At 68.8% G+C, this 24,248-nt stretch carries 27 protein-coding genes; 12 read left to right on the forward strand and 15 right to left on the reverse strand.

Annotated features, from left to right (window positions below):
• Positions 1–3 precede the first annotated feature (3 nt).
• The gene (locus AB6807_RS28775; RefSeq protein WP_371087238.1) at positions 4–1,623 is read right to left on the reverse strand and encodes an FAD-dependent monooxygenase; all 1,620 of its coding nucleotides are present in this window, start codon (positions 1,621–1,623) and stop codon (positions 4–6) included.
• Positions 1,624–1,625: 2 nt separating this feature from the next.
• Positions 1,626–2,204, reverse strand: coding sequence for a GAF domain-containing protein (locus AB6807_RS28780; RefSeq protein WP_371087239.1), 579 nt, complete (start codon positions 2,202–2,204; stop codon positions 1,626–1,628).
• A gap of 74 nt (positions 2,205–2,278) precedes the next feature.
• Between AB6807_RS28780 and AB6807_RS28785 the strand changes: the two genes are divergently transcribed.
• On the forward strand, positions 2,279–3,253 hold the full coding sequence (locus tag AB6807_RS28785; RefSeq protein ID WP_371087240.1) for a LysR family transcriptional regulator: 975 nt from the start codon (positions 2,279–2,281) through the stop codon (positions 3,251–3,253).
• Between the two features lie 30 nt (positions 3,254–3,283).
• Here AB6807_RS28785 and AB6807_RS28790 read toward each other — a convergent pair whose 3' ends face one another.
• Positions 3,284–4,078 carry an IclR family transcriptional regulator C-terminal domain-containing protein gene (locus AB6807_RS28790; RefSeq protein ID WP_371087241.1) on the reverse strand — a complete coding sequence of 265 codons (795 nt, stop codon included), beginning with the start codon at positions 4,076–4,078 and terminating at the stop codon, positions 3,284–3,286.
• 154 nt (positions 4,079–4,232) lie between these two features.
• On the opposite strand from AB6807_RS28790, the gene AB6807_RS28795 reads away from it, so the two are divergent.
• From AB6807_RS28795 to AB6807_RS28810, 4 genes are read left to right on the forward strand one after another with little or no spacing between them, the layout of a single operon-like run.
• Entirely contained in the window at positions 4,233–4,934 is a 702-nt protein-coding gene (locus tag AB6807_RS28795) for a 3-oxoacid CoA-transferase subunit A (protein ID WP_108136890.1), read from the forward strand.
• Entirely contained in the window at positions 4,931–5,596 is a 666-nt protein-coding gene (locus AB6807_RS28800) for a 3-oxoacid CoA-transferase subunit B (RefSeq protein ID WP_116909408.1), read from the forward strand. The genes AB6807_RS28795 and AB6807_RS28800 overlap by 4 nt, the downstream gene beginning before the upstream one ends.
• A 31-nt stretch (positions 5,597–5,627) precedes the next feature.
• On the forward strand, positions 5,628–6,833 hold the full coding sequence (pcaF, locus tag AB6807_RS28805; RefSeq protein WP_371087242.1) for a 3-oxoadipyl-CoA thiolase: 1,206 nt from the start codon (positions 5,628–5,630) through the stop codon (positions 6,831–6,833).
• Positions 6,834–6,854: 21 nt separating this feature from the next.
• A complete protein-coding gene (locus AB6807_RS28810; protein WP_371087243.1) occupies positions 6,855–7,889 on the forward strand; it encodes a Bug family tripartite tricarboxylate transporter substrate binding protein in 1,035 nt (344 codons plus the stop codon).
• Between the two features lies 1 nt (position 7,890).
• On the opposite strand, the gene AB6807_RS28815 is transcribed toward AB6807_RS28810, so the two are convergent.
• Positions 7,891–8,328, reverse strand: coding sequence for a JAB domain-containing protein (locus AB6807_RS28815; protein WP_116909405.1), 438 nt, complete (start codon positions 8,326–8,328; stop codon positions 7,891–7,893).
• A gap of 204 nt (positions 8,329–8,532) precedes the next feature.
• Between AB6807_RS28815 and AB6807_RS28820 the strand changes: the two genes are divergently transcribed.
• The 3 genes from AB6807_RS28820 to AB6807_RS28830 all read left to right on the forward strand — a co-directional run bounded on the left by AB6807_RS28820 (position 8,533) and on the right by AB6807_RS28830 (position 12,549).
• Positions 8,533–11,355: a hypothetical protein gene (locus tag AB6807_RS28820; RefSeq protein WP_371087244.1), complete on the forward strand. Its 2,823-nt coding sequence runs from the start codon at positions 8,533–8,535 to the stop codon at positions 11,353–11,355.
• Positions 11,356–11,388: 33 nt separating this feature from the next.
• Positions 11,389–12,120 carry a hypothetical protein gene (locus tag AB6807_RS28825; RefSeq protein ID WP_371087245.1) on the forward strand — a complete coding sequence of 244 codons (732 nt, stop codon included), beginning with the start codon at positions 11,389–11,391 and terminating at the stop codon, positions 12,118–12,120.
• 81 nt (positions 12,121–12,201) lie between these two features.
• Positions 12,202–12,549, forward strand: a complete 348-nt coding sequence (locus tag AB6807_RS28830) for a DUF2185 domain-containing protein (protein WP_371087246.1) — start codon at positions 12,202–12,204, stop codon at positions 12,547–12,549.
• Between the two features lie 46 nt (positions 12,550–12,595).
• On the opposite strand, the gene AB6807_RS28835 is transcribed toward AB6807_RS28830, so the two are convergent.
• A complete protein-coding gene (locus AB6807_RS28835) occupies positions 12,596–13,030 on the reverse strand; it encodes a ribbon-helix-helix domain-containing protein (protein ID WP_371087247.1) in 435 nt (144 codons plus the stop codon).
• 57 nt (positions 13,031–13,087) lie between these two features.
• Positions 13,088–13,666 carry a DJ-1/PfpI family protein gene (locus AB6807_RS28840; RefSeq protein WP_371087248.1) on the reverse strand — a complete coding sequence of 193 codons (579 nt, stop codon included), beginning with the start codon at positions 13,664–13,666 and terminating at the stop codon, positions 13,088–13,090.
• Positions 13,667–13,912: 246 nt separating this feature from the next.
• Between AB6807_RS28840 and AB6807_RS28845 the strand changes: the two genes are divergently transcribed.
• Positions 13,913–15,454, forward strand: coding sequence for a WD40/YVTN/BNR-like repeat-containing protein (locus AB6807_RS28845; protein ID WP_371087249.1), 1,542 nt, complete (start codon positions 13,913–13,915; stop codon positions 15,452–15,454).
• A 50-nt stretch (positions 15,455–15,504) separates the two neighbouring features.
• Here AB6807_RS28845 and AB6807_RS28850 read toward each other — a convergent pair whose 3' ends face one another.
• Positions 15,505–15,963, reverse strand: coding sequence for a hypothetical protein (locus AB6807_RS28850; protein WP_371087250.1), 459 nt, complete (start codon positions 15,961–15,963; stop codon positions 15,505–15,507).
• A 246-nt stretch (positions 15,964–16,209) separates the two neighbouring features.
• On the opposite strand from AB6807_RS28850, the gene AB6807_RS28855 reads away from it, so the two are divergent.
• The 3 genes from AB6807_RS28855 to AB6807_RS28865 all read left to right on the forward strand — a co-directional run bounded on the left by AB6807_RS28855 (position 16,210) and on the right by AB6807_RS28865 (position 17,934).
• Positions 16,210–16,635, forward strand: a complete 426-nt coding sequence (locus AB6807_RS28855; protein WP_116909399.1) for a hypothetical protein — start codon at positions 16,210–16,212, stop codon at positions 16,633–16,635.
• Positions 16,636–16,718: 83 nt separating this feature from the next.
• A complete protein-coding gene (locus AB6807_RS28860; RefSeq protein ID WP_371087251.1) occupies positions 16,719–17,447 on the forward strand; it encodes a class I SAM-dependent methyltransferase in 729 nt (242 codons plus the stop codon).
• Positions 17,448–17,571: 124 nt separating this feature from the next.
• Positions 17,572–17,934 carry a hypothetical protein gene (locus tag AB6807_RS28865; RefSeq protein WP_371087252.1) on the forward strand — a complete coding sequence of 121 codons (363 nt, stop codon included), beginning with the start codon at positions 17,572–17,574 and terminating at the stop codon, positions 17,932–17,934.
• 84 nt (positions 17,935–18,018) lie between these two features.
• Here the strand turns inward: AB6807_RS28865 and AB6807_RS28870 are convergent, their stop codons facing one another.
• The 8 genes from AB6807_RS28870 to rtcR all read right to left on the reverse strand — a co-directional run bounded on the left by AB6807_RS28870 (position 18,019) and on the right by rtcR (position 24,018).
• Positions 18,019–18,249: a hypothetical protein gene (locus AB6807_RS28870; protein WP_116909397.1), complete on the reverse strand. Its 231-nt coding sequence runs from the start codon at positions 18,247–18,249 to the stop codon at positions 18,019–18,021.
• Positions 18,250–18,386: 137 nt separating this feature from the next.
• Positions 18,387–19,361: an ornithine cyclodeaminase family protein gene (locus AB6807_RS28875; RefSeq protein ID WP_371087365.1), complete on the reverse strand. Its 975-nt coding sequence runs from the start codon at positions 19,359–19,361 to the stop codon at positions 18,387–18,389.
• A gap of 2 nt (positions 19,362–19,363) precedes the next feature.
• Positions 19,364–20,224 (reverse strand): alpha/beta hydrolase, encoded by an 861-nt coding sequence (locus AB6807_RS28880; RefSeq protein ID WP_371087253.1) that lies wholly within the window; start codon positions 20,222–20,224, stop codon positions 19,364–19,366.
• Complete coding sequence (locus AB6807_RS28885; protein ID WP_371087254.1) at positions 20,221–20,829, reverse strand: exonuclease; 609 nt, start codon at positions 20,827–20,829, stop codon at positions 20,221–20,223. Before AB6807_RS28885 ends, AB6807_RS28880 begins: the two co-directional genes overlap by 4 nt.
• A gap of 5 nt (positions 20,830–20,834) precedes the next feature.
• Positions 20,835–21,164 carry a low molecular weight protein tyrosine phosphatase family protein gene (locus AB6807_RS28890; protein WP_116909393.1) on the reverse strand — a complete coding sequence of 110 codons (330 nt, stop codon included), beginning with the start codon at positions 21,162–21,164 and terminating at the stop codon, positions 20,835–20,837.
• 3 nt (positions 21,165–21,167) lie between these two features.
• On the reverse strand, positions 21,168–21,695 hold the full coding sequence (locus AB6807_RS28895) for a 2'-5' RNA ligase family protein (RefSeq protein ID WP_371087255.1): 528 nt from the start codon (positions 21,693–21,695) through the stop codon (positions 21,168–21,170).
• A gap of 59 nt (positions 21,696–21,754) precedes the next feature.
• Positions 21,755–22,363: a hypothetical protein gene (locus tag AB6807_RS28900; protein WP_371087256.1), complete on the reverse strand. Its 609-nt coding sequence runs from the start codon at positions 22,361–22,363 to the stop codon at positions 21,755–21,757.
• Between the two features lie 50 nt (positions 22,364–22,413).
• The gene (gene rtcR, locus AB6807_RS28905) at positions 22,414–24,018 is read right to left on the reverse strand and encodes an RNA repair transcriptional activator RtcR (protein ID WP_371087257.1); all 1,605 of its coding nucleotides are present in this window, start codon (positions 24,016–24,018) and stop codon (positions 22,414–22,416) included.
• Positions 24,019–24,248 lie beyond the last annotated feature (230 nt).

Genomic DNA, 24,248 nt, shown 5'->3' on the forward strand with positions numbered 1-24,248 from the left:
GCATCAGTCCAGCAGGCGGGCCAGCACGGCCGACAGTTCGGCGGCCGGGTCGCTCGGCGTCCACGGCATGCGAAAGGCCACGTGGCCGTCGGGCCGCACCAGCACCGCGCCGCGCAGGCCCAGCAGCAGCCCGTCTTTCTCGTGGCTGTCGTCGAGCTGGTGCGCCTGCACCGTGCGGCCGTTCTTTCCCGAGACGGCGCGCGCCGCCTCCATCCACCCGTCGGCCTTCGGCCCCGCCACCAGCACGAACTCGCGGTCGAACCAGTCGAGCGTGGTGTGGCGCCGCGCCAGGTCCAGCCACAGGTGCGGAAAGCGCGCCCCCGGCCGGTCGGTGGGCTCGTACCAGCGCGCGCGCAGCACATGCCTGCCGGTGCCGTCGGGCACCACCGCGCCGTCTTCGTAGACGAAGCCCAGCGACTGGCCGATGCTGTGGATGTGGTTGTCGCTGTCGCGAATCCAGAAGGCGATGCGCTCCGGGTTGCCCGAGCGCAGCGCCTCGTCGCACTGCACGAAGCGCATCGCGTTGTGCAGGCTGAAGTCGGCGTTCGACTCGGCAATGGGCCGGCGCTCCTGCTCGTAGCTGTCGAGCAGGCGCGCGTTGGCGCGGCCGGTGAGCACGAAGGCCAGCTTCCAGGCGAGGTTGTGCGCGTCCTGGATGCCCGAGTTCATGCCGTAGCCGCCGTTGGGCGGAAAGCGGTGCGCCGAGTCGCCCACCAGCAGCACGCGGCCCTTGCGAAAGCTCGCGGCCACCTGGCGGCTCATGCGCCACACCGAGCGGTTGATGACCTTCACGTCGAGGTTGGGCACGCCCGAGACCGTGCGCGCGAGGTTCACCACCTCGGCGTCGTGGCGCGCGCCGGTGCGCTCGTCCACCTCGCGGCCCACGGGCAGCAGGTTGAGCCAGCGGTCCTTGCCGTTGGTGTTCAGCACGGTGGTGATGGGGTAGGGCGACTCCTTGGCGTACACGCGCCAGCCCGCGCAGGTCTTCACGTCGCGCACGTCGGACAGGTCGGCCTGCCAGAACTCGTTGGCCATCACCGCGATGGTGGCCGGCCCGCGCATCTCGATGTCGGCCTGCCGGCGCACCGCGCTGGTGGCGCCGTCGGCGGCAACCAGGTACTGCGCCTGCCAGGTGAGGGTTTCGCCCGTGTCCAGCTTGCGCGCCACCACCACGATGCCGTCGGCGCTTTCTTCGTACTGCATGAACTCGTGGCCGAACAGGAAGCGGCCCGTGTCGCTCTTGCGGGCATGGGCCAGCAGCTCGACCTCCACCGTGTCCTGCGACTGGATGATCTTCCAGCACGGCGAATGGCCCACGTTGGGCTCGGGCGTGGTGCGGCCCCATTCGTGGCCGGCCATCGATTCGCTGAACGCGAAGAAGTCGGAGCCGTCGGGCAGCGCGTGGCGCTTCATGAGCCCGTCGATGCCCCACTGCCTGAAGATTTCCATGGTGCGCGTGTAGGTGCCGCGCGCCTTGGGGTGGTCGGTGGTGGTCGGGCTGCGCTCCAGCAGCACGAAGTCGATGCCGAAGCGCTGCAGCAGGATGGCCATCGACAGCCCCACGGGGCCGCCTCCGACGATCACCACCGGCATGGTTCCGGGCTTTTGCACAGGCGTGGGCATGGTCAGCTCTCCATCGTTGCGTTGAAGTTCATGTCTGCGAAGCGGTAAGCCAGCCCCGGCGCCGCCGGCACCCAGCGCGCCGCGGCCAGCGCCAGCAGCCGGATGCCCAGCAGCTCGTGCGGCTCCCACCGGGGCCGCGTGCCGAACACGTTGAAGGTGGCGTAGCAGGTGTTGCCGTGCAGCAGCGGCACGTTGACGACGCTCTGCAGGCCGTAGGGGCGCATCTGCTCGAAGTCGTCGAAGTGCGGTGCCACCGCCTGCGCGCCTTCGGCCACGAACACGCGGCCCTGGCGAAAGAGGCAGTCGGTCCACGGCGTGAGCGTCTTGCGCTTCACGCCGCCCACCGGGTGGCGCTCGGCCTCCGACGAATAGAAGCGGCGCAGCCGGATCTCGTCGGCCGGGTCGTGCGCGGTCGTCACGTTGCGCTGGATGCTGAAGATGCTCTCGCCCGCCACCAGCCGGCGCATGCGGTCCACCTGGCGCATGGCCTCCTCGGTGCCGCGCGCCTCGGCGAGCGCGTCCAGCAGCGCGTTCGTGAGGTGGGTGGGGGCCATGGGCGGCGGTGCGGTGGCGATGGGCATGAACAAAGTCTAGGCACCGCCATTGCCCGAAGTGCATTAAATTCTGATGACCCGATAACCAGGGAGTTATGAGCGTGCCCACCACCCGCGACCCCGCCGCCGACCTGCAGCACGCGCTGCTCTCGCGGCTGAAGCTGCGCCAGCTCTCGCTGCTGCAGGCCATCGACCGCCACCGCACGCTGGGCCGCGTGGCCGCCGAAATGCGCGTGAGCCAGCCGGCCATCACCAAGGCGCTGCGCGAGGCGGAAGACATCTTCGGCAGCCGCCTGTTCGAGCGCACCAGCCGCGGCCTGGTGCCCACGCCCGCCGGGGAGGCCGTGCTGCACTACGCGCAGCGCTGGCTCGCCGAGCTGGAGGCCACCTCGCGCGTGCTCACCTCGCTGGAGGCCGGGCGCAGCGGGCGCCTGCGGCTGGGCCTCACGCAGCAGGTGCCGCAGCAGCTGCTGTCGGCCGCGCTCACCCACCTGCTCGACCGCACGCCCCGCGTGGCCGTGATGACGCGCGAAGGCACCACCGACGAGCTGGTCGCCAGCCTGGTGGCGCGCGAGCTCGACTGCGCCATCGGCCGCTCGTACGACGGCGATGCCACCGGACTGGTGCAGGAGGCCATCCACCAGCAGGAGCCCTGCCTGGTGGTGGCCGCCAAGAGCGTCAAGCGGCTGTCGCGCGGGCCGCTCGACTGGGCGCGCCTGGCGCAGCTCGACTGGATACTGCCGCCGCCCAACACGCCCATGCGCCGCACCTACAACGCCATCTTCGTGGGCGCGGGCGTGCAGCCGCCGGTGCCCATGCTGGAGAGCACGTCGATCCGCAGCATGGAGATGGTGCTGCGCACCGAGCCCAACGCCATCACCATCCTGGCGCGCGACGTGGTGGCCGACATGGAGCGCGCGGGCCACTGGGCCGCGCTGCCCTACCGGCTGAGCTGGAACCTGCCGCCGGTGAGCTTCTTCACGCTGAAGGAGCTCGAAGGGCACCCGATGGTGCAGTCGCTGCGCGATGCGGTGCGCACGGCCGCGCGCGGCATGAAGCGCGACGGGCCGCGCTGAACCGAAGCCGGGCGCCGGAGGCCCGGGCGCTCAGAGCAGCTGCGACACCCGCCGCGCCGCGTCCACCAGCGCCGGCAGCATCGTCTCCTGCATCACCTTCGCGCTCGTGCGGTTGGCCTGCCCGCTGATGTTCAGCGCCGCCACCATGCGGCCCTGCCTGTCGACGATGGGCGCGGCCACGGAGATGAGGCCTTCTTCCAGCTCCTGGTTCACCAGGCACCACTGCTGCTTGCGCGCCTGCGCCACCTTGGCCATGAGCGCGTCGATGTCGGTCACCGTGTGCTTGGTCATGGCCTCGACGTTCGATGCCTCGAGCCGCGCGCGCACCTCGTCGTCTTCCAGGTCGGCCAGCAGCAGCCGGCCCAGCGACGTGCAGTAGGCCGGCAGCCGCGAGCCCACGCCCAGGCTCATGCGCATGATTTTCTGCGTGGGCACGCGCAGCACGTACACGATGTCGGTCGCGTCCAGCACCGCGGCCGAGCAAGACTCCTGCACCTGCTGCACCAGCGCCTCCATCACCGGCTCGGCGCGGTTCCAGATGGGCATGGACGACAGGTACGCGAACCCCAGGTCGAGGATGCGCGGCGTGAGCGTGAAGAGCTTGCCGTCGGTCACCACGTAGCCCAGCGTCTGCAGCGTCAGCAGGATGCGGCGCGCCCCCGCGCGCGTGAGCCCGCTGCCCGCGGCCACCTCGCTGAGCGTCTGGTGCGGCGCGGCGGCGCTGAACGAGCGAATGACCTGCAGGCCGCGCGCGAACGACTGCACGTAGCTGTCGCCGGGGGCGGGTGTGTCAGGTGTATGAGTTTGTGCGGGGCGGGTTGCCATGGTGAGCGTTCCTCTCTAGAATTCATTATACGAACAAATGTTCTTTAGACGAACAATTCGGCAGTTCGCAGAATCGAGCTGGAACGAACGGATTGCGGCACTGGTTGTTCTTCTTCAGCGGCTTCCTTTTCCTTCTTACCCGGAGACAAGCTTCATGATCAACAAGATCGCGCGCTCGGTCGCGGACGCCCTGGCGGGCATCCCCGACGGCGCCACGGTTCTCATCGGCGGCTTCGGCACCGCCGGCATTCCCAACGAACTCATCGACGGCCTCGTCGAGCAGGGCGCCAAGGACCTCACCGTCGTCAACAACAACGCGGGCAACGGCGAGACCGGCCTGGCCGCGCTGCTGAAGGCCGGCCGCGTGCGCAAGATCATCTGCAGCTTTCCGCGCCAGGCCGACAGCCAGGTGTTCGACGGCCTGTACCGCAGCGGCAAGCTCGAGCTCGAGCTGGTGCCCCAGGGCAACCTGGCCGAGCGCATTCGCGCCGCCGGTGCCGGCATTGGCGCCTTCTTCTGCCCCACCGGCTACGGCACGCAGCTGGCCGGCAACCGCGAGACCCGCGAAATCGACGGCAAGCAGTACGTGCTGGAGTACCCCATCCACGGCGACGTGGCGCTCATCAAGGCCGAGCGCGGCGACCGCTGGGGCAACCTGGTGTACCGCAAGGCCGCGCGCAATTTCGGCCCCGTGATGGCCATGGCCGCGAAGAAAACCGTGGCCACCGTGCACGACATTGCCGAGCTCGGCACCCTCGACCCCGAGACCATCGTGACCCCGGGCATCTTCGTGCACCAGGTGGTGCGCATCGAACGCGTGGCGACCCAGGCCGGCGGTTTCAAGAAGGCAGCATGACCATGACTTACACCCGTCGCACCAAGGACCAGTTGGCCGCCCGCGTCGCGCAGGACATCTTCGACGGCGCCGTCGTCAACCTCGGCATCGGCCAGCCCACGCTGGTGGCCAACCACCTGCCCAAGGGCCGCGAAGTCATTTTGCAGAGCGAGAACGGCATCCTTGGCATGGGCCCCGCGCCCGAGGCCGGCGAAGAAGACTACGACCTCATCAACGCCGGCAAGCAGCCCGTCACGCTGCTGCCGGGTGGCTCGTTCTTCCATCACTCCGACAGCTTCGCCATGATGCGCGGCGGCCACCTCGACATCTGCGTGCTCGGCGCGTTCCAGGTGTCGGCCACCGGCGACCTCGCCAACTGGCACACCGGCGAGAAAGACGCCATTCCCGCCGTCGGCGGCGCCATGGACCTGGCCATCGGCGCCAAGCAGACCTGGGTCATGATGGACCTGCTGACCAAGCAGGGCGTGAGCAAGCTCGTCGCGCAATGCACCTACCCGCTGACCGGCATCGCCTGTGTGAAGCGCGTGTACTCCGACCTGGCCACCATCGAATGCACGCCGCAGGGCCTGAAGCTCGTCGATCTGGTCGACGGCCTGAGCCGCGAAGAGCTCGAGAAGCTGGTCGGCCTGCCGATCGCGCCCGCGGCCGCCGCAGCCGCCTGATTTCGTTCAAGACTTTCAAGAGACACACACCATGACCAACCAAGCCTTCATCTGCGACGCCGTTCGCACCCCCTTCGGCCGCTACGGTGGCTCGCTCAGCAGCGTGCGCACCGACGACCTGGGCGCCGTGCCCCTGCGCGCGCTGATGGAACGCAACAAGAACGTCGACTGGCAAGCCGTGAGCGACGTGCTGTACGGCTGCGCCAACCAGGCCGGTGAAGACAACCGCAACGTCGCGCGCATGTCCGCGCTGCTGGCCGGCCTGCCGCTGGAGCTGGGCGGCGCCACCATCAACCGCCTGTGCGGCTCGGGCCTGGACGCCGTGGGCACCGCCGCGCGCGCCATTCGCGCCGGTGAAGCCGGCCTCATGATCGCCGGCGGCGTGGAAAGCATGAGCCGCGCCCCCTTCGTCATGCCCAAGGCCGAGAGCGCCTTCAGCCGCAACAACGCCGTGTACGACACCACCATCGGCTGGCGCTTCGTCAACAAGCTCATGAAGGCGCAGTACGGCGTCGACTCCATGCCCGAGACGGCCGAGAACGTGGCCACCGACTACAAGATCGAGCGCGAGGCGCAAGACCTGATGGCGCTCAACTCGCAGCTGCGCGCCGTGGCCTCGCAGAAGTCGGGCTTCTTCGATGCCGAGATCGTCCCCGTCACCGTGCCCCAGAAAAAGGGCGACGCCCTCATCGTCGACAAGGACGAGCATCCGCGTGACACCACGCTGGAGGCGCTGGCCAAGCTCAAGCCCATCGTGCGCCCCGACGGCACCGTCACCGCCGGCAACGCCAGCGGCGTGAACGACGGCGCCTGCGCGCTGCTGCTGGCCGACGAAGCCAGCGCCGCCAAGCACGGCCTCACGCCGCGCGCCCGCGTCGTCGGCATGGCCACCGCCGGCGTCGCGCCGCGCGTGATGGGCATCGGCCCCGCGCCGGCCACGCAGAAGGTGCTGGCGCTCACCGGCCTCACCATCGACCAGATCGACGTCATCGAGCTGAACGAAGCCTTCGCCGCCCAAGGCCTCGCCGTGCTGCGCCTGCTGGGCCTGAAGGACGACGACGCCCGCGTGAACATCAACGGCGGCGCCATCGCGCTGGGCCACCCGCTGGGCGCCAGCGGTGCGCGCCTGGCCACCACCGCCATCAACCAGCTGCACAAGGGCGGCGGGCGCTACGCGCTGTGCACCATGTGCATCGGCGTGGGGCAGGGCATTGCGCTGATTCTCGAGCGCGTGTGACCCGCGCCTGACGCTCCCGTCATGACGCACCCCTCGCGCCGAGTCGTTGTTGCCGCTGCTTCTTCAACCACCCGGCGCGAGATGCTGCTGGGCCTGCTGTCCGCAGCGGCCCTGCCGGCTTTCGCGCAGGTGCCGCAAGGGGCCCAGGGCGACACCACCAAACCCATTCGCATCGTCGTTCCCTTCGCCCCCGGCGGCGGCAACGACGTGTTCGCGCGCCAGATGGCCAAGGGCCTGGGCGAGCTGCGCAAGCAGGCCATCGTCGTCGACAACAAGCCCGGTGCCGGCGGCAACCTGGGCACCGGCGAAGTGGTGCGCAGCCCCGCCGACGGCAACACCTTGCTGCTGGGCCACACCGGCACCGTGTCGATCAACCCGGCGCTGTACAAGGGCCTGAAGTTCGACCCCCGCAAAGACCTGGCGCCCGTGGCCATGTTCGCGTCGTCGGCGCTGGTGCTGGTGGTGCCCGCCAGCTCGAAGATCCGCACCATCGCCGACCTGGTGGCCGAGGCAAAGACGAAGCCCGGCGCCATCGACTACGCATCGAGCGGAAGCGGCACCGGCGGCCACCTGAGCGGCGAGTTCTTCGCCGAACGCACCGGCACCAGGCTGACCCACATTCCCTACAAGGGCACCAACCCCGCGCTCACCGACCTCGCGGGCGGGCAGGTGCAGATGATGTTCAGCGTGATTCCGCCCGCGCTCGCGCTGGTGAAGGGCGGGCGGCTGCGCGCCATTGCGGTCACCAGCGCCAGGCGGCTGCCGTCGTTGCCCGACGTGCCGACCGTGATGGAGTCGGGCCTACCCGCGCTCGCGGATTTTGAGAGCACGCTGACCTACGGGCTCCTCGCGCCGCGCGGCACGCCCGCCGCGTTCGTCAACGAGCTGGCGGCGCAGATGCTGAAGGTGGCGGGGGAGAAGGAGTTCCAGTCGCGGCTGGACGTGGAAGGGGCCGTGCCGCTGCTGGGCGGGCCGGCTGACTATGCCGCGTTGATTGCTCGGGAGAGTGGCAAGTGGGCGGGGATTGTGAAGAGTTCGGGGGCGGTGGTGGAGTGAGTCAGAACACCTTGTCTTGGCGCAAGCTCGTGTACGTGTCGTCGCCAATGATGATGAAGTCCTGAAGCTCCATGCCCAGCAGCTTGCCCACATCGAGCAGGCGCTTGGCCATGTCGAGATCGGCCGGCGAAGCCTTCGGGTTTCCCGACGGATGGTTGTGCACCACGATCAGCGAGTGCGCCCGCGCCAGCATCGCATTGCGGTATAGCTCCACCGGATCGATCAGGGCCTGCGTGCCGGTCCCGATGGCTGCAAGCTCATAGGAAAGCACTTCGAGCTGCGGGTTCAGGTGCAGCACCACGACCTTTTCCTTGGTCTCGTTTTGCATGTCCTTGAACAGCGCGTAGACCTGCTCAGGGCTGTCCACGGGTTTGTTCAGCAGGTCATCGTCGACGCGCTTGCGCGTGAACGTGACCTTGAGTTCTTTCAAGTAAGCCATCTTCAGTTCCTCCGTCGGGCGGTGTCCGCGTATTGGGCAGTGCGCAAGATTGTCATCCACGCACCCTCGCGCGGCCATGGCCAAGGCGACCGAATTCACGCCATGGTCCTACTTATCTCTCGCCCCGCCTTCCTTTAAAGTCCGCCAGCCTGCACCCAGCAGGCGAGCGGCGCGCCGACGCTGCATGCAAGGGAGGACATCCGCTTGAACACGAACGCAGCAGCCGCAGCCGCCGCAACGGCCATGCAGGACGCACAGGCCGCGCAAGCCACCATCGCAGAAGCCGACCAGGTCATCGACCGCCTGCACGCCGCCACCGACCCCTCGCTCGAGGAGCATCTGTACGAAGCCTGGCTGCGCAAGGGCGAGGCGCTGGCGCAGCTCGGGCGGCACAGCGAGCGCGTCGCGCTGTGCGACGCGCTGCTTGCCCATGCCGACGCCGCACCCGCCGGCCGCGCGCGCTGGATCGCGCAGGCGCTCAACTGCAAGGGCCTGGCCTGGCGCGCGCTGGGCAAGGCGCAGCCCGAAATCGAGGCCTACGAAGAAGTGCAGCGGCGCTTCGCCGACGCGGACACGCCCGCGCTGCGCAGCTGGGTCGCCAACGCCGCGCTGCAGCGCGCGCTGGTGGCCGGCACGCTAGGCGGCGCCTTCGCCAAGGTCGACATGGTGCGCAGCTGCGAAGACATCGCACGCCGCTTTGCTGGCGACACGCCCGAGGCCACGCGCGAGACGGTGGCGCGCGCCCGCATCTGGCGCGCCGACCTGCTCGCTGAACTCGACTATCCGAACGAATCGCGCGAGGCCTTCGAAGCCGTGTGGCGCGATTCGGCCCACGCGCCCGAGGCATCGGTGGCGGCCCGCGTCGGCCACGCCCGCATCGCGCAGGCGGCGCACGTGGCCGAAGCCGGGCAGCGCGTGGAAGCGGCCATTCCGATGCTCGACGGCGTGCTCGCGGCCTACGCCGGCGACCCGCGCGAGGCGCTGCGCGAGGTGCACGCGCGCGCGGGCTTCCTGCGCGCCGACATGTTCGACGACGCGCGCGAGCCCGAACACGCGCTCGCGGCCTGCGACGAGGTGCTGGCCGTGCATGGCGTCGATGAGTTTCCCGGTGTCGCGCGCCACGCCTGCCGCGTGATGGTGCTGAAGGCGCATGTGCTGCGCGGCCTCGACCGGTACGACGAGCTGGCCGACGCGCGCGCCGCGCTCGTGGCGCGCTACCGCACGCACACCGACCCCGACATCGAGGCGGAGGTGGTGGCCGCGATGTGCAGGCTGGCGCTGGACGCCGAGACGCCCGAAGAAACGCTCGCGCTGTGCGACGCGCTGGACGCGCGCTTCGGCGATGCGCCCGCGGCGCGCGTGCGCCTGTGGGTGGCGCGCGCGGGCATGGCGCGCGCGCACGCGCTGCGCAACCTGGGGCGGCCGGGCGACGCGCTGGCGGTCTACGCGGCGGTGCAGGAACGCTTCGGCGGCGCCAGCGAGCCAGCCGACGGGGCCGACCTCGATCCCAACCCCGACATCGCCCTGGTCGTGGCGCACGCCACGGCAGGCCGCGCCCGCACGCTGGCGCAACTGGATCGCCCGCAGGAGGCGCTGGCCCTGTACCAGGCGCTGGTGGCGGCCGTCGCGCCCGACGCGAGCGCGGCGCTGCGCGAGGAAGCCATCAACGCGCAGCTCCAATGCCTTGAACTGCTGGACGAGACTTCCGCCACGCCCGAGGCTCATGCCGCCCTGCTCGACGACCTGGTCGCGCGCGTCGGCCCGCCTGCCGGGGCCGACGACCCGCAGGAGCTGCGTCTTCGCGTGGCCGACGCGCTGTACGCGCACGCCGTCGACCTGCGCGAAGCCGATGCCTTCGACGCCGCGCTGGCCGCCTACGACCGCCTGCTCGCGCTCACGGCCGGCGCGCAGGAGGGGGCGCTGGGCATGACCGTCGCCAGCGCGCTGCTCAACAAGGGCTACCTGCTGCTGATGCTGATGGAGCGCCCCGCCGACGCGCTGGTGGTGTACGACGAGATCCTCGCGCGCTTTCGCAACGTGACCTCGCAGCGCATGCGCGACGTGCTGGCCAAGGCGGGCGCCAGCCGCCTTACCTGCCTGAACACGTTGAAGACGCTGACCGGCGAGGAGCACGACCGCGACTTTCCCGACCTGCCCGTGGCGCAACGCGACGCGGTGCGCGACACGATCACGCGCGGCTCGGAATGCGCCGAGGCCGGCCAGGTGCGCGAAGGCATCGCACTGTTCGACGAGGTGTTGCACGCGCACGCCGAGGCCGCCCACCCCGAGCTGCGCTACCAGTGCGCGCGCGCACTGGCCAACAAGGTGTACTGGCTGCTGCAGCTGGGCCAGCTGGAGCGCGTGATTGCCGCCGCCGACCTGATGGACGCGCGCTACGGCGAGGAGCTGTCGATGTCGGTGCAGGAGCACGTGGCGCGCTGCCTGGAGCACAAGTGCACCGCGCTCGACAAGCTCGGCCGGCACGACGAAGAACTGCGGCTGTACGACGACATCTTCTCGCGCTGGGCCACGTCCGACGTGACCGACCTGCGCCTGTGCGTGGCCCGCGCGCTGTACTGCCGCGGCATCACCCAGCGCCAGGCCGGCGACGCGCCGGCCGCGCTGAACAGCTACGAGCTGGTCATCGGCCGCGACCTGCACGCCAGGGAGGTCGCGCTGCAGCTGTGGGTGGCCAAGGCCATGGTCAACAAGGCGAGCCTGCTGCGCGAGCGCGGCGACCAGGCGGGCCGCGCCGCGGTGCACCAGCAGCTGATTGCCAGCTTCGGCGACACCACCGACGCGCGGCTGCGCGAGCGCGTCATCAATGCCGGTGAATGGCTGGCCGACGCGCAAGCCGCCCTGGGCGATCACGCCGCCGAGTTCGCGACGCTGCGAGACACGCTGCGCCGCTTCGGCGACCAGATGCCGCCGGAGCAGAAGGCGCGGCTCAGCCATCGGCTCGGGCCGATGGCGATGGGCCGGTGGGCGCGGCAGCTCATCGACAAGGTGAAGGGCGCCAGGCGCTGAACGGACCAAAAAGGAAACAACGGCAATGAAGAGATGAACCTGAATGCACTCTCCCGCAAGGCATCGAAGGGCCCGGCGCCCTTGGCCCACGGCGGATCGATGGATGTCGAGGACATGGTCCGTTTCGCGCGGGTCCACGGTGCCGAAGGCGCGGACGAAATCGAGCGCCTCTGCGCGCAGCACGGCTGGTTGAGCGAGGGCTTGCTTGAAGACGGCACGCGCGTCGTGCCTTTCGCGCGATGGGCACGGGCTTGCGCGGCCTTCGGGCGTGGCGGCGTTCCCGCGCTGCAACCGTTGCTGGCGGACCCCGCGCTTGCCGGCTTTGCCGTCGGCGTTCTCGAAGAGGTGAAGACCGGCGAGAGCGTGCAGGCGCTGGTCGGCTTCTGCGCGTCGGCCCAGTGGCAGGCCACGGACGCCACGCATGTCGAATGGAAGGCGCTGGCGGCGCTGAACCTGCTGCTGAGCTTCGACGACGGCGTGAAGGTCGACGAGGCCGTCATGCGCGATGTGCTGCGGACCGTGACGCGGGCGTTCGACACGGCCGCCACGCCCTTGCTGCAGAGCATCTGCCTTTGGACGGTTCGCGGCGCACCCGTTGCGGAGTCGCTCGCGTGGGTGCTGGCGATCGACGCGGCGGATGCGGGCGTGCAGGCGGCGCGAGCGGCCGCAATCAAGTCCCTTCGGCGCCGGCTGTCGCCCACCTACAAGGGGCCGGACGGGCAGCAGAAGCGGCAGATTCAGCGGCAACGGGGGGCGAGCGTCTGACACAGGGGCGCTTGCCAAGCCCGTGCGCACAGGGCAAATTCGGTGTCAGGGAGGGTGCCGTTCATTCAGGCACAGCGCGCCATGTGGCCATTCGGCAAAAAGAAGAAGGAACCGTGGGAAGACAAGTTCGCCGCGCTCGCACCGCTGGTGCTCGCGTCCGACGAGGTCATGGGGCCGCACCGGCTGCCGGTGGGTTTCGCCTACCGCGTGAAGCCCAACAACCCGTACGACTCCGGCTGGATCTTTTCGAGCGGCAAGGAGACGCAGCAGGAGCTGGACGCGAACCCGCCCAAGATCTGCCCGCTGAACTCGTTCCTGAAGATGGACCCAACATTGAGCGAGATCACCGACTCGCCGGTCGGCGCGGCATGGGAGCGCAGCAGCGGCGATGCGCCCTGGCAAAAGGTGCCGGGCTTCAAGCCGCGGTAGCCGCTGCAGCCGCTGTAGCCGCGGTAGCCGCGGTCGCAACCGTCTGTCAGGCGTGCCGCCGCGCCGCGACATGCAGCGTGCGCACGCGGCTGTCGGCGGCTGTCGGTCGGGGTTGTGCATCGGGCTGTGGTCGGCCCCAGCCCTGCGGCAACGCATGCAGCACGGCCTTGGCGTCGAGCGAGCGAATCGCCACTGAGGTGTCGGCCGGAATGCGCCCCTGCGCCACCATCGCCTCGTAGCGCAGCGCGCTCACGCGCAGGAACGACGCGAAGTTGCCGACCTCGCCGCGCGCGGCCACCAGCTCGTCGTACAGCCGCTCGATGAGCTGCACCACGACCATGCCGTCGCGCTGCGCGATTTCCTCGAGCACCTGCCAGAACAGGTTCTCCAGCCGGATGCTGGTGACCACGCCGTGCAGCCGCACCGAGCGCGTGCGCGCGTCGTAGCTCTGCGGGTCGGCACTGATGAAGACTTCGCACATGCGGCCTCCTGGGTTCGGTGGTGGGCAAGGCAGGCACTGTAGCGCTGCCCGCGGCGTTCAGTGCGTGATGCGCGTGCCGAGCACCACCAGGAACTGCGCGAGCCACGCCGGGTGCGCGGGCCACGCGGGCGCGGTGACCAGGTTGCGGTCGGTCACGGCCTGGTCCACCGGAATGCCCATGTACTCCGCGCCGGCCAGCTCCACCTCGACCTGGCACGCCGGGTACGCCGACACCTTGCGGCCCTTGAGCAGGCCGGTGGCCGCGAGCAGCTGCGCGCCGTGGCACACGGCGGCCACGGGCTTGTCGGTCGCCAGGAAGTGCCTGGCAATCTCGACCACGCGGGTGTGCATGCGCAGGTACTCGGGCGCGCGGCCACCGGGAATGACCAGCGCGTCGTAGGCCTCGGGCTTCACGTCGGCGAAGTTGGCGTTCAGCGTGAAGCGGTGGCCCGGCTTCTCGCTGTAGGTCTGCGCGCCCTCGAAGTCGTGGATGGCGGTGTGCACCCAGTCGCCGGCCTTCTTGTCGGGCGCCACCGCGTGCACGGTGTGGCCGACGGCGAGCAGGGCCTGAAAGGGCACCATGGTTTCGTAGTCTTCGGCGTAGTCGCCGCACAGCATGAGGATCTTGCGAGCCATTGGGGTTGTCTCCTTCGAACGAGGTTGAAATGCGGCGCCGCTGCCAGGGGCGCGCGGGCCGTCGCCGCATTATTCGAAGGAGGCGGGCGCAGCGGGTAGCAGCCGGCTGTGACCGCGCGATAGGTGCTTGTGCGAGCTTGCTTTGAAACGATGCGAAATGTATCTTCGCCGCGCACGTGCACAGCCCCGCTGTCCTGCCTGCTCGCCTTGCCTTGCCTTCAAAGAAATTACAACGAGGAGTTTTCCGTGAGATTGAGTGCACCGCTTTTCCAACGCTTGCTGCGATACCTGTTCCTGCTTGCCGCATGCGTCGCGCTGGTCGCCTGTACCACCGCACCCATCGCCGCCAACCAGACACTGACCGGACACGAAGGCGCGGTGGTGGTCAAGCTCATTACCAACAGCGTTGGAGAAAACGATCCCGCCGAAACCCTGTCGGCCCTTCATCTGGAGCGGGTGCTTGGCCCGGGAGAAAAGCAGACCGGGCGCGATCTCGTCACCCTCGTTCGCACCCGGCAGTCCACGTACACCACCGCGGTGTTCAGCGGCATGGTCATTCCGGGGCGCTACGTGATCAAAAACGCCATGGGCGGGCTGGGCAACACGACCTATACATTTCCCATCGACGCGAAGTTCGGCAGCTTCGACGTGGTCCAGGGGGAGGTCACGCTGCTGGGGACGCTGTTGGTCCAGCCGCGCATGGGAACGCGCTTCTTCGTCGCCTATGTGCCACCCGAAGAAGAACTGCGCAAGACTTTCGAGACGCTCTATCCGGCGCTGGCCGATCAGACGCGCGGCCGTGCGACGCACGGCTTCGTTCCCACCCTGGACCTCGAACGACGGGCGGCGCTGTCGTCCGAGTCCAAGCGCAGGGCGTCGCTGTGGAACGGCCTTGAGCAAACGGCGGACGGTGAATTCATGGCCGGGGCCAAGCTGGGCAAGGTGCTCTGGAAAAAGGCTGGCGCTACGCGGTGGAGAGAGCTTGACGTCGGGAGTTGGCGCGAAGTGCTTTCTGTGCGCCCCTACCGCGGCGGGCTGCTGGCAGCCGGCGAAGAGGGACTGCTGCGGCTGTCCATGGACGAGGGCCTGAGCTGGAGGCAAATGGTGCCGCCGGAAGACGGCCTCATCCAACTGGCGCAGCCCATGAGCGACGGCAGCGTCGTCGTCTTCTCGCGTCGAGACCGGCTGTGGTCGGCCTACGTGTCACAGGACCTGGACGCAGGCAAGTGGCGCAAGGTCGGCGAGTTCGCGGAGACGCAGTCGATCAACGTGCCCTGGAAACGCACGATGGTCGTCAGCTTGCCGAATGCGGCAGGCGTGATGATGCCCAACGGCGACCTGCACATGAGCGACGGCAAGTCGATCACGCGCGTCAGCAACGGCCAGTCGACGATCGATGTGAGCGCGCTGCCCGACGGCACGCTGGTGTCTCAGACCATGCTGATCACGAAGACCACGCTGTTGTCCACGGACGCAGGTAAGACATGGTCCGACCTGAACACCAGCCGTTTTGTGCTCGCTATCGCCTTCAAGGACACGAAGACCGCCTATGCCGTCTCGGCCATCGCGCCCAATGTGATGCCGGGACCACTGGGCTTGATGACGACGCGCGACGGCGGAAAGAGCTGGTCGCACACGGGCGTATCACCCGGTCTGACCGGCCCATATGCGGTGCGGCAGATGATGGTGGACCGCTCGGATGGCTCGCTGCTTGCCTTCCTGCCGGACAACGCGATCGTCCGGTCTTCGGACGAAGGCAAGTCCTGGCGTATCGTGAAGGACGACTGAGCGCTGGGTTTACGCAGTCCGCCGCTGCTCATGATCGCGAAGCGCGGCCTTCAGATCAGCGTGGCGCTCACCCCGCGCGCCACCGCCGGCGCGATGCCGGCGTAGAAGAAACCCAGGTCGTCCTCCGGCCCGTTCACGGCACGCCCGCGCACCTTGCCCATCACGCACACGCCGACCTGCGCATCGCCCTGGCCGATGACGAGCACGAAGGGGTTGTCTTCGTCGCCGCGCAGGTAGCGCCCGCCGAACTCGCGGCGCGCCACTTCGAACACATAGGCCGACGCCAGGAAGTGAAGGTCGTCGGGCAGGGGCGCCTGCTGCTTGAAGAAGTCGTCGAGCACGCGGTCGACCAAGGGGAGCGAGGCGGCGGTGTAGTCGAGCCGCGCGCCGTCGATGGGCGCGCCCGGCCGCGAGAACGCGCCGACGAAGTCGTCGGCCTGCGAGGCCATGCCGGCTTCGATGGTCTCCGGCATGGCGGGTTTCTTCTTCAGGAAATCGAACAGTCCCATGGTGCTGGGTTCCTTTCGCTGGTGTTCAGTGAGGTTTGTCGAGCAGACGCGCGAAAGGCTAAACGCGCAGGACGACCGCAGCTATCAGAAATTCGCCCGTGCTGCAGTGCGCGCCGAAGAGCCCGGTCCGCGGCTCGGGGCCGTCACGGATCTGCCTTTTGCCGTGACTAGTCTTGCTCAGGGTTTTCCCGCATCGCCGGGCGGACTCCATCCAAACAGTCAGACAACTCACAGAAAAGACGAACCATGAAGACCACCCAACTCGCCCTCGCCGCCGCCGTCGCGCTGCTCGCCGTCACTTCCGTCACCTCGGTGAGCGCGCAGCAACGCACGCGCGAAGCCGTCGAAGCCGAAGCCGTCGCCGCCGCGCACGCCAAGGACCAGAACGTGACCCGCGGTTCGCGCGGTGCCGATCCGTTCAAGTCCACGGCCGATTCCGAAGCCATGTACAAGCAAGCCGTCGAAACGGCCCACGCGCCCAACCAGAACGTGACCCGCGGCTCGCGCGGCGCCGATCCGTTCACCTCGCAACGCGACCCGGCCCAGGTCTACCAGGAAGCCATGGCCACGGCCGCGGCACCCGACCAGAACGTGACCAGCGGCTCGCGCGTGAACAGCAAGGTCATCTCGACCATGCAGAACCCGGTGCTGCAGTCGGCACAGGGCAAGTAAAAGCAAGCGAAAGCAAACGAGGGCGGCGAAGGCCGCGGGTCATCGAAATAATGGAGCCAGGCTGACTGCCAAGGACTCCATCGATGGCCCAGAACATCTACGACACGCCCGCCTTCTTCGAGGGCTACCAGCAACTGCCGCGCTCGGTGCACGGGCTCGACGGCGCGCCCGAGTGGCCCGCGCTGCGCGCGCTGGTGGCGCCGCTGCAAGGCCTGCGCGTGGCGGACCTGGGCTGCGGCCTGGGCTGGTTTTGCCGCTGGGCGCGCACGCAGGGTGCGCAGTCGGTGCTGGGGCTCGACGTGTCGCAGCTGATGCTCGCCAAGGCGCAGGCCTTCGGCGCCGACGACGCCATCGCATACGTGCGCGCCGACCTCGAGGCGCTCGCGCTGCCGCCGCAGTCGCTCGACTTCGCCTACAGCTCGCTCGCGTTCCACTACATCGAGGACATCGCGCGCCTGCTGGCCACGGTGCACCAGGCGCTGGTGCCCGGGGGCCGGCTGGTGTTTTCCATCGAGCATCCGGTCTTCATGGCGCCGCGCGCGCCGGGCTGGCACATCGACGCGCAAGGGCGCAAGTCGTGGCCGCTCGACGGCTACCAGGCGGAAGGCCCGCGCATCACGAACTGGCTGGCCGAGGGCGTCGTCAAGCAGCACCGCACGCTGGGCACCTTGCTGAACACGCTGGTGAAAGCGGGTTTTCGCATCGAGCATGTGCAGGAGTGGGGACCGAGCGACGAGCAGGTGGCCGCGCTGCCCTCGCTGGCCGAGGAGCGGGAGCGGCCGATGATGTTGCTGGTCGCGGCCAGCCGGTAGCGTGAAGCCACGCAGTACCTCCGCAGGGTGATGGACAGAAGGCCGGGGCCGTAGCCACAATGCCGCCGGCTCCTTGTTCTCCGTTTGTTCCCAGCTCGCTGGAACTCCCTGAAAGGTCGTCGCGATGAAAAAAATGCTCGTGCCCGCATGCCTGGCCCTGGCGCAGATGATGGTCGTGTCGGTGGCGTTCGCGCAGTCTTCCGGCGAAGCCGATCCCGCGCAGGGCAAGGCAACGCCCTCGGCGCCCACCACGCGCGCCGAACGCACCGAGGCACGCAAGGAGCGCCGCATGGAAGGCGCCGCCGCGGCGCGCGGCCAGCAGATACAGGAAGGCGAGGTTCGCCCGACCACGGGGCCGAAGCTGACGCGGGATCAGCGGCGCGCCGCATCGGCCAAGCGCCGTGCCGCGAACCGCGATGCCATGAAGGCGGGCCAGATGTCGCGCGGCGGCAGCAACGACGCGCCGGAAAAGCAAAGAAAGCCTTGAAGCAAGCCCTGATGGCTTGAAGGCCTGCCGAGCCTCTGCGTCGCGAGGCGCGGGAGCGGCTCGGTGGCTCAGCCGGTCAGCGGCTCAGGCGTAGGCCTTGGCCGAACGCAACTGAAGCATCGCCAGCATTCGGGCCTCTTCCGCATCGCGCAGGCTCTTCGCCGCGCGGCTGGCGGCATACGACACATACAGCGTCTCGATGGCCTTGCCCCAGCACTGGGGCGTCTGGTAGATGCTGTCCACGCTCCCGGGCACCGCAGGCACGGCGTACCCGGCCTTGCGCAGGATGTTGGCTTTGTGTTCGGTGCTGAGCATGCGGTGGGCCCCCTCGTCGATAGTGCACAGAACAATAGCTGTGCCGCGAAACACACGCTATTGGCTACATGACGTATCCGGATGTAGGCAAAAGCCCATCCGCGGCCCCTTTGTAGTCCCGAACTAAGCCGTAAGGCTTAGGGGTTGTCCCTCGACTGCCATACGAGCGTCGCGGCGGTGAGGTCTTCGAGCGCGCTGCCCACGGCCTTGAACACGGTGCGCTCGCTGTCGTTGGCGCGGCCCGTGCCGTTCTCCGCGCGGCACAGGCTGGCGAGCGTGCCCTGGACGTCCTGCGCGCGCAGCGTGCCGGCGGCCATGGCGTCGAGCAGGTCGCCGGATTTCTGCAGCGCCTCGTCGGTGTCGACGAAGGTGCGCGCGCCCGCGAAGCAGTGCGCGTCGGCCTCGCGCATGGCGGGCGTGAAGCTGCCGATCAGGTCCAGGTGCGAACCCGGTGCCAGCCAGCCGCCGCGCACCAGCGGCGCGGTCGCCAGCGTGGCGCAGCTCACGATGTCGGCCTGGCGCACGGCTGCTTCCAGGTTCGTGGCCGCTTGCGCGTTCCAGCCTTCGGCGCGCCATTGCGCCGCCAGCGCCTCGGCGCCTTCGGGGCGGTGGTTCCATACCCGCACCTCGTCGATGGGCCGCACGCTCGCGTGCGCGGCCGGCAGCATGCGCGCGATGCGGCCGGTGCCCAGCACCAGCAGGCGGCGTGCACCGCGCCGCGCGAGAAACGACGCGCCCAGCGCCGACGCGGCCGCCGTGCGGCGCGCGGTGATCTCGTTGCCGTCCATCAGCGCCAGCGGCACGCCGGTGCGGGCGTCGTACAGCACATAGGTCGCATGCAGGCCCGGCAGGCCGCGCGCGCTGTTGCCGGGAAAGATGTTGATGGTCTTGATGCCCAGGAAGCCCGCGTCGCTCCACGCCGGCATGATGAGCACGGTGCCCTTGATGACGTCGTTGACGTTGTCGCTGCTGCCATCCTGCGCGGCCGTCTCGATGCCGTGCACATGCCGGGGCGGCACCTGGGCCTGGCCCGCGAAGGCGGTGCGCAAGGCAGGCACCAGCCGCTCGAAGCCCAGCGGGGCGCGGGTGGCGGCTTCGTCGAAATGTTTCATCGTCATTGCTGCAGGGGGTGCAGGGCCGCGTCGAAGAAGTCGGTCAGCGCCTTGCGGTAGGCATGGCCAAAGCGCTGCCCCGTCATCGGCTCCAGGTGGCCGGCGCCGGGCACCTCGATGAGCCGCTTGGGCTCGCGCGCCTCGGCGAACAGGCGCCTGGAATGCGCCAGCGGAATCACCTGGTCGGCCGTGCCGTGGATGAACAGCAGCGGCATGGGCGACACCGCCGCCACGTAGTTCGACGCCGCGTACGTGTCGCTCACCAGCAGCCCGGCGCCCTTGAACTTGTCGTTGGCAATCGACGAGTACGAGTAGAAGGTCGACTCGATGGCCGCCGCCTTCACCCCCGCGCGGTTGCCCGAGCCCACCACCGCGATGGCGTTGGTGCCGCCCAGGCTCTGGCCGAACACGAAGAGCCGCTCGGGGTCGATGTCGGCGCGCGTGCGCACGTAGTCCAGCGCGGCGTTGGCGTCTTCGAACACGCCCTTGGGCTCGGGCTTGCCTTCGGACTGGCCGTAGCCGCGGTAGTCGAACACGAGCACGTTGTAGCCCTGCTTCGGCAGCCAGGCCACGAAGCGCCAGTGCGTGCTCATGTTCTGCGCGTTGCCGTGGAAGTGCACCACCGTGCCCTTGGCCTCCTTCGGGTTCGCGCGGCCTTCGGCGGGCAGGAACCAGCCGCTCAGCCGCGTGCCGTCGGCGCTGGTGAACTGCACCGGCTCGTAGCGCACGCCCAGCGCGTCGGGGGTTTCGTAGCGCACGTCGTCGGGGTAATAGAACATCGACTGCACGCAGCCCGCCAGCAGCAGCGGCAGCGTGCACAGCGCGAGCTTGCTGCACCAGCGGCGAATGCGCTGGCCCGTCATGGCTGGGTGCCTTGCACGTGCTGCACCCCCTGCACGTCCTGCCCCTCCTGCCCGGCCGCGCGGCTCTCCGCCAGCATGTTGCAGAAGAGGGCGCCTTGTTCGATGGCGTCGTCCAGCGCCACGTGCGTGTGCGGCAGCTTGTCGAACCAGCGGCGCGGCATGGCGCGCTTGGTGCTGTCGCGGTAGTCGAGCTTCAGCATGGCCATGGCGAAGGTTTTCATGTCGAGCGCCGAATGGCTGAACGGGCTCTCGCCGGCAAAGCGCATCAGGTACCAGTAGACGAACATGAAGTCGAAGCCCGCCGGGTACGCCACGAACACCGGCCGCGCCGGCAGGCCCTTGAGCCAGCCCACATAGTTCTTCATGGCGTGCGCCGGGTCTTGCAGGTCGGTGCGGCAGGCGGCCCAGGCCTCGGGCTGGGTCTGCCACCAGGCGGCGGTCTTGGGGTCGGGCTGGGCGCCGGGCAGGGTGTGCAGGTTGGCGCTGAAGGTGGAGAGCAGTTGCTTGTCGGCCGTGTACGCCGCCGAGCCGAAGCTCAGCATCGAGTGCGGGCCCGGAATGGGGCCGTCGGACTCGACGTCGGTGCTGATGTAGATCTCTGGCATGGGCGTCAATCGATTCCAAGAATGGACGGCACCGAGCGCTGCAGCTCGTCGACCAGTTCCGGGTCCATGTATTTGTAGTCGTCCGGAATGTCGAGCACATGAACGGGCTTGTGCGCCAGCATGCGCGTGAACTCGGCCACCAGCCGCGACTTGTGCTTTTCTTCCATCACGAGGATCACGTCGGCCCATTCGATGTCGTCCACCGACACCCTGCGCCGCGCGTTCGGGCTGGTGCCGGCGGAGCGCGCCGACACCTGCGGATGGCGCCGCCAGAGCTGTTCGGCGGTGGGGCTGCGCCACTGGTTGCGGCTGCAGATGAAGAGAACGTTGGGCATGGGTCAGTCGCCGGCCTGCGGCAGCTTGAAGACATGCATGTCCTGCCAGCGGCCGCTCGTGTTTTCGATGAGCGTGACTTCGGTGCACACCGCGTGCACGGGGCCTGACGCATGCAGCCGCGCACGCAGCTCCGTGGCGGCTTCTTCCGCATGGCGCGCATCGCCATGGGCCACGGAAAGGTGTGGAACTACGCCTTCGTGCTCGCCGCCATACGGCGGAAAACCGGGAAAGGCCTGCACCAGCGCCAGCGTCATCGCGATGAAGGGCGAGGCTGGTTCGGGCGCGAGGTACGCGGTCTCCGGAAAGCGCCCGACGCCGCCCAGCGTGAACGAAAACGAAGGCGTGCGCTGCAGCACGCGCGCCGCGCGTTCGATCACGTCGGTGGTGACCAGCGCCGGGTCCATGAACGGCACCAGCACCGTGATGTGCGCCGGCACGCCCAGCGCCACGGTGGCGTCATAGCGGCGGCGCAGGTCTGCGGCCAGCAGCTCGGCGGCGGGCACTTTCACGACGAATGCGGAGACGGCCATGGGGCGGAGGATAGCGTGGGGTTACACAGAGCTGCACGGAGCTACTACGGCACTACGCACTACGGCTTGATCGCCTTCGCGTCCTTCGCCGCGATCCAGCCGCGCACCACGCCGCCCCTCGCGCTCACGAAGTCGACCTCGAGCAGCTCCTCCTTTTCGGACACGACGCCCAGCACGTCGCCGCGCACGACATAGGCGCGCCCCGCGTCGGTGGGCGACTTGCGCAGCGCCGTCTTGTCGGCCGTCACGCCGACCAGGTGGCGCCATGCGGCCTTGTGCGTGAGGTCGAGCTCCAGGCCCTTGTCGATCAACGGCGGCAGCACGTTGCCGCAGCCCGGCAATTGCTGCCCGCCCGGCAGGGCGAGGGTGACGCTGCCGGTGCCGGCGGTCACGCGCCCTTCGATGGCGGGTGCCGAGCCGTTGACGGTGCGAACCTCGGCCACGGTCTGCGAGCCGAGCCGGCCCGCGATGCGGAAGCTGCAGCTGCCTTGCTGCGCGAAGGCGCCGCTCACGTTGCCGCCGCCATCGAGCGCCAGCATCAGGCCTTCATACAGGCCCGGACGCAGCACGCTGCCGGCCTGCGCGCCGGTGGCAACGCCTGCAGCCAGCGCCAGTACTGCGCCTGCGGATCTCAAGGCGCCTGTCATCGCATACAGCTTCTTCTTCATCGGTTCACCACCCTCCCAAGAATTTTTCGGTTCGCGAGCCGCCGAATCTATCAGCGGCCCAGCTGGCCCCAGTCCAGCCCGTGCTTCGCGAGGTACTTGCGCAGCCGGTCCGCATCGTTCACCACGCTGCGCTGCTCGCGCGAAGCCTGGAACAGCTGGCGCCCCGCGTCGCTCAGGCTGCGCGACTGCCGGCATACGCGCACCACCGCCTCGAGCTGCAGGCGGTCGAACAGGTCGAGCGCTGCGCTGCGCTCGTCGCCGAGCAACGCATCGAGATCGATGTCGCCGCTGTGCGCTGCCGCCGGCCCTTCGCGCTTCCACAGCCAGCGCAGCCGTGCGATCTCGGCCTCGACCAGCGCCACCGGAATGCGCCCGCCGTCGGCCAGCGTGGCCAGCCGCGTCACGCTGGCCGACAGGTCACGAAAGTTGCCGCTCCACAGCGCCTCGCCGCTCTGCGCGAAGCGCAGGTAGGCCGCGCGCGCCTCGGCGTTGAAGCGCACCACGCGGTGGCTCTCGGTGGCGTGCAGGGCCAGCAGGTGGTCGATGTTGGGCTCGATGTCTTCGGGCCGCTGCGCGAGGCCGGGCAGGTCGTAGGTCCAGAGGTTGATGCGCGCGAACAGGTCTTCGCGAAAACGCCCCTCGGCCACGTCCTTGCGCAGGTCGCGGTTGGTGCCGGCAATGAGCTGGAAGTCGCTCTCCACTTCCTTGTCGGCGCCCACGGGGAAGAAGCGCTTTTCTTCGATGGCCTTCAGCAGCATGGCCTGCTCGTCGGGCCCGAGCTCGCCGATCTCGTCGAGAAAAAGCGCGCCCTGGTTCGCGGTGCGCAGCAGCCCCGGCCGGTCGCTGGCCGCGCCGGTGAACGAACCCTTCTTGTGGCCGAACAAAGTAGAGGCCGCGCCGTCGCCGCGCAGCGTGGCGCAGTTCACCTCCACGAAGGGCCCGCTCATCTGGTGGCGCGACTGCTTCAGCTCGAACATGCGCCGCGCCAGAAAGCTCTTGCCCGCGCCTGTCGGCCCGACCAGCAGGATGGGCGCCCGCGAGCGCACGGCCACGCGCTCGATCTCGTCGATGAGCGCGTTGAAGCGCGCGTTGCGCGTGGCGATGCCGCTCTTCAGGAAGGCGACCGCGTCGCGCTGCTCGGCGTCGAAGCGGCGCGCGATCACGTCGTAGCGCGACAGGTCGAGGTCGATCAGCGTGCACTTGCCGGCCTCGCCTTCGACCTGGCGGCGCGGCGGCGAGGTCTGCGCGAGCACGCCCGGCACCACGCGCGACTCCGACAGCAAAAACATGCAGATCTGCGCCACGTGCGTGCCGGTGGTGATGTGCGTCCAGTACTGCTCGCGCTCGGTGTCGAAGGGGTAGGCACGGGCCCAGTCGTACAGGCGCGTGTAGACCTCGCCGAAGTCCCAGGGGTCGGCGAGGTCCATCGGCACGAGGTTGACGACGGTCTCGGGCGACAGCGAGACGATGTCGGCCTTGACCACCTCGGCCAGCGCCTTGTGGCGCAGCGTGTAGAGCAGCTCCATGCGCGAGACGACCATGTCTTCGTGCTGCGCGAGCGAGACCGTGGGACGCCACTTGTTCCAGCGGCCGGCGCCCTGGCCGGCATCGAGTTGGGTGCCGAGGAAGCCGATGACGACGATGGGTTTCTTCATTTTCTGGCTAGATTGCTAGCCAAAATTATAAGAATGAATGAGAAATCTTAGCGGTGTTCGCACTGATTTCGGACGAATCAAGGAAAAAGACCAATCAAATCAACGGCTTGAGAAATATCGAAGGCCACGGGCCCACACTGGCACACCCGTTGCAATAAGGAATCGCAGCGCAAGAAGACAACCGAACAACAAGCGGAACTACAAACGCTTGATGTTGTGGCCGCGGCTTC

Source organism: Variovorax sp. RCC_210, assembly GCF_041355175.1.
Lineage (GTDB): Bacteria > Pseudomonadota > Gammaproteobacteria > Burkholderiales > Burkholderiaceae_C > Variovorax.